The organism is Streptococcus danieliae, from assembly GCF_009767945.1.
GTDB classification, from domain to species: Bacteria; Bacillota; Bacilli; order Lactobacillales; family Streptococcaceae; genus Streptococcus; species Streptococcus danieliae.
In genome coordinates this window covers 1-4847 of the sequence record NZ_WSRS01000108.1, presented here as the reverse complement: position 1 = coordinate 4847, position 4847 = coordinate 1, and the positions used below count along the sequence as shown (strand labels likewise).

General features: G+C 46.0%; 1 protein-coding gene, 4 pseudogenes and 1 CRISPR repeat array. Of the genes and pseudogenes, 2 read left to right on the top strand and 3 right to left on the bottom strand.

The genetic code is table 11. The annotated features are described in order from the left end of the window. Positions 1-62: 62 nt before the first annotated feature. Positions 63-248, bottom strand: a pseudogene (locus E5983_RS08555) (transposase); the annotation flags it as partial. 99 nt (positions 249-347) lie between these two features. Here E5983_RS08555 and E5983_RS08550 point away from each other — a divergent pair. Next, positions 348-644, top strand: a pseudogene (locus E5983_RS08550) (3'-5' exonuclease); the annotation flags it as partial. 23 nt (positions 645-667) lie between these two features. Then, a CRISPR array of direct repeats spans positions 668-1977; the repeat unit is 28 nt; unit sequence GTTTTACCCGCACACGCGGGGGTGATCC. A 214-nt stretch (positions 1978-2191) separates the two neighbouring features. Further along, a pseudogene (locus tag E5983_RS08545) lies at positions 2192-3030 on the top strand (patatin-like phospholipase family protein). An 85-nt stretch (positions 3031-3115) separates the two neighbouring features. Here E5983_RS08545 and E5983_RS08540 read toward each other — a convergent pair. Next, complete coding sequence (locus tag E5983_RS08540) at positions 3116-3985, bottom strand: YitT family protein (RefSeq protein WP_160333420.1); 870 nt, start codon at positions 3983-3985, stop codon at positions 3116-3118. Between the two features lie 97 nt (positions 3986-4082). Next, a pseudogene (locus tag E5983_RS08535) lies at positions 4083-4499 on the bottom strand (substrate-binding domain-containing protein); the annotation flags it as partial. Positions 4500-4847: the final 348 nt, after the last annotated feature.

The window sequence follows — 4847 nt, the reverse complement described above, 5'->3', positions numbered from 1 at the left end:
GTAGTATTTTTTTGTCTAACTCTACTATAACAGGATTTATTCTTTTTTTGCGTTTACACAAGATATTGTACACTCTCACTATTTCCTGAGTTGTAGCCACTAACATCATAGGGTTCATATCCTAGAACAGAGGTCAACTCTGCCTGTAGAAGCTCATTTAGGGCTTGTTCCATAGAAGCACGGAAATACTCATTAATGTCTGAATGATTAGCTAGAAATGTGGTTAAATCTGTGATAAACTGGGTCATGGGAATAAATCTTTCTAGTAGTATTTTTTTGTCTAACTCTACTATAACAGGATTTATTCTTTTTTTGCGTTTACACAAGATATTGTACACTCTCTCTCTTTTTTACAATTCATAGGAGATTCTGATTTGGTTGGATATGGGATAAATTTTGATATTAAATTCCTCAATAATGCTTTGAAAGTATGTGATCTGCTCCAATTAGGAAATAAAACTCATGATATAATGAAGTTTGTTAAACGTGAGAAACTATATTTAGAGAATTACCAATTGCAGACGGTACTTAATTCTTACGGGATTGATGCCCAAGTACCTCATAGAGCTCTAGAGGATGCAAGATTAATTTATGAGCTATCAACTAAAGTAAATAAATTTTTAAAGAGGATCAATCAAAAATAGCGAATTGATAGGGATTTTTTAGTGTTTTACCCGCACACGCGGGGGTGATCCCTGTTTAAGGTTGTGGATAACTAAACACAATACGTTTTACCCGCACACGCGGGGGTGATCCCTGTCTTTTCACAGATGAGAAATTCCTATCTTTGTTTTACCCGCACACGCGGGGGTGATCCACAAGCGTCCGCATTGTCTTTTGAAAAGTCTGGAGTTTTACCCGCACACGCGGGGGTGATCCTAAATTGATTGCTGACGGAGCTTCTAAGGAGGTGTTTTACCCGCACACGCGGGGGTGATCCCGGAAAGTTTGACTTGCTATTTATTTATGATGAGTTTTACCCGCACACGCGGGGGTGATCCCAAGCACAAGGTGAAAGAGACCGCTCTTGTCCTGTTTTACCCGCACACGCGGGGGTGATCCTGCGAGTACGTAAACCAATAATTTTTCGTAAACGTTTTACCCGCACACGCGGGGGTGATCCCAAGTGGTGTTGAAATTTTAGAACAATTGGTAAGTTTTACCCGCACACGCGGGGGTGATCCCTGGCTTACGTAAGCGTTGGAATGGAGGAGTTTGTTTTACCCGCACACGCGGGGGTGATCCTTGGTGATTTTTGAGAATCTTTTGAATCTCCCTGTTTTACCCGCACACGCGGGGGTGATCCCAGATATCTAAATCAAGTGATTACTCTTGCAACGTTTTACCCGCACACGCGGGGGTGATCCCACTGTCAGATTCTGAAAAATTCCTTTTCAGCAGTTTTACCCGCACACGCGGGGGTGATCCCCCCAACAGCATGCCGGTTGTTGTAAATAGTCTGTTTTACCCGCACACGCGGGGGTGATCCCAATGAGATGAGGACACGACCAGCCGAAGAGCTGTTTTACCCGCACACGCGGGGGTGATCCCAGGCTTCATTATTTTTCAAGGCTATTTATAACGTTTTACCCGCACACGCGGGGGTGATCCCTTGGACTCGCTCGTCTTTCTGAAATCGAAATCGTTTTACCCGCACACGCGGGGGTGATCCCAGGTTCATCTCTTGAAGAATTAAAAGAACAGTGTTTTACCCGCACACGCGGGTGTGATCCTAGGACTGGACATATCCTGCCCCACCTCTTGAAGTTTTACCCGCACACGCGGGGGTGATCCCGGAAGAGAGTATACGCTTTATGAACACAAGGAGTTTTACCCGCACACGCGGGTGTGATCCCAAGTCAATGTTTTGAAATTTTCCAATGAAACAGTTTTACCCGCACACGCGGGTGTGATCCCAAACTCGTCCAGTCAAAGGCTCTATAGAGGCTGTTTTACCCACCCACGCGGGTGTGATCTCCGAATTGACAAATTTCATTTCCTATCTTTCCTCACCTTACCATTTCCAGGCTCGGGTGGCTAAAGTTCCCTGAACCTTCCCCATGTTCCTCGTGAAACTTTCTGAAAGTGTCCCCTGACCTCCTCCCTTCCTTTCCCCATTTTCAGAACTTTTTTGTTACACTAATAAAAACAGCAGACTCCTAGTAGTTGAAAGGGGTATAAGGAGGGGCTTATGAAGGTTGGTTTAGTTCTAGAAGGTGGTGGTATGCGCGGTCTGTATACGGCCGGTGTGCTGGACGCCTTCCTGGATGCGGGGCTCAAGGTAGATGGCCTGGTCAGTGTCTCTGCCGGCGCCTTGTTTGGTGTTAATTTCCTTTCGGGCCAAAAGGGAAGAGCCCTTCGCTATAACAAACGCTTTATCGGAAACAAAAATTACATTAGTTTTTTATCCTGGTTGAAAACGGGAAATATGGTCAACAAGGAGATGGCCTATTATAAAATTCCGATGGAGCTAGATGTCTTTGACCAAGAGGCCTTTGCCCAATCGGGAGTGCCCTTTTATGTGACGGTAACCAACCTCGAAACCGGCCGGGCAGAGTACCCCAAAATTGACCACGTTTTTGAACAAATGGAGTACCTCCGAGCCAGTTCAGCCCTTCCCCTGATTTCGAAAATTGTGGAGATTGACGGCAAAAAGTATCTAGATGGAGGTCTAACCGATTCAATTCCCGTTGACTTTGCTAGAAGTTTGGGATTTGACAAGCTAATTGTGATTTTGACCCAACCCCTGGGCTACCGTAAAAAGCCTTCTAGCGGGCGCCTCTACCGCCTCTTCTATAAGGACTATCCTAAATTTGTGGACATCGCTTCCAAGCGCTACCAGCACTACAATGAAACAGTTGAGCGAATTGTTAAGCTGGAGACATTTACGTAATTCGTCCGGATCAGACCCTAGATATTAGCCGTCTGGAGCGGGATCCCGACAAATTAGAAGCAGCCTACACCCTTGGACTAGAAGATGGGCAGCATCATCACGCAGTGCTACAAAAATACTTGGAAGAAAATATTTGAAAATAGATACAGAAAAACAGCCTAGAATCACGATTGAGCATGATTCTGGGCTGTTTTTGGAGTTGGGTAGTAGAGTTCTTTCATCCTACCTTACTGTTTCATGTTTCGCTTCGGGTTGAAAAGTTTCCAGGAATCCTTCGCCGATAATTTCGTGGGCTTCGGTGATGGTGGTGAAGGCACGGGGGTCGAGGCGGTGGATGAGGGCCTTCATTTCTTGGATTTCACTGCGGCTGACGACGCAGTAGAGGACGTCGATGGGTTCTTGGCTGTAGTAGCCCTGACCTTGGAGGACGGTGACGCCGCGATTTAGTTCGGAAGAGATGGCCTGGGCGATTTGTTGGTTGTGTTTGCTGACGATGATGAAGCCTCTGCCGGCATAGCCTCCTTCTGTGATGAGGTCGATGACGCGACTGGTGATAAAAACAAAGAGGAGAGTATAGGTGATGAGACGAAGATTTTGGAAAACGATGAGTTCCAAAGCTAAAACGGAGAAATCGAGGGCAAACATCAATTGTCCCAGGGAAAGGGGGGTACGATTTTCCAGGAGTCGGGCAACGATATCACTCCCACCAGTGGTTCCACCAGCTCGGAAAACGAGTCCGAGTCCAAGTCCAAAGAGGATCCCTGTTAAGACGCTGACGATGAGGAGGTCATTGTTGAGGGGGATTGAGAGGGGGATCTTTTCAAATAGCAGTAGCCAGCCCGAGACGGACAAGGAACCGATAATACTATAAATCAAGAAGCTATTTCCAAAAGCTTTACGACCGAGATACAGGAGTGGGGCATTGATGAGTATGTTGGTCAACCAGACGGGGATCTTGAGGAGGTAGTAGACAATCAGGGTGATGCCGGTTGCCCCTCCTTCGAAGAGTTGGTATGGGATGACCAGGTACTGGAGGGCGAATGAGAACAGTGCAGTACCGACGAGAATCTGCAAAATTTTGTTCAGATGCATAAAGGGGGCTCCTTTCTCCTTCTGCTATGACGGGAAGCCTTTCATGAAGGCTCAGATGTGAATGATGGATAGATTGGATATATCTGTCTAAATTCTATCATTTTTTGACCAACTCAGGGGTGGATTTTGTGCTTTCGCGTAAGCTTAGTGTGGTTCCCAGGCGGGTCAGTGTAGGGATGTCGCGGGGGCTGAGGACTTGTTTGTTGAGGATGTCCATGGCAGTTCGGCCCATTTCTTCGGTGTAGACGGTTACACTGGAGAGGCGGGGGTAGACTTGTTTGGTGATGCTGGTATCATTGAAGGAAATCAGTTGGATGTCCTCGAGGACACGGATGCCGGCTTCCTGCAAGGCCTTGAGTGCTCCGATAGCCAGGCTATCGCTGGCTGCAAAGTAAGCTTCTGGGAGTTCTTCTTGTGTGGCCAGTTTGTTTTTGATTAGGTTGTAGCCGGCTTGTGTGGTGAAGCTGCCGGTGAGGATGAGCTGGGGGTCGTAGATGCCCTTCTCGATGCAGAAATAGTCAAGTAATACAGCTCTAACCTGAGCGAAGTTCAGCGAACGCCTTTAGGCGTCGCTGGAGAGAAATAGCTTACAGCCAGTGTACAAGGATTGTACTTACTGTGACAAGGTTTAGAATTTTAATCCCCGAATTATTCATAGCTAACTAAAAAAACTTCCAGAATCCCTGATAGATCAAGGTTTCTAGAAGTTTTTGATTTTCACCCATTGGGTGAGACATATGACTGGACAAAAAAAGGATTTCCTTCTATGATATAAGCGCACAACAAAATCATTAGAAACAAAGGAAATCCATATGTTTAGTCTAACAAATAACAGTTCTAAAAACAACACTTTTTCTTTCGA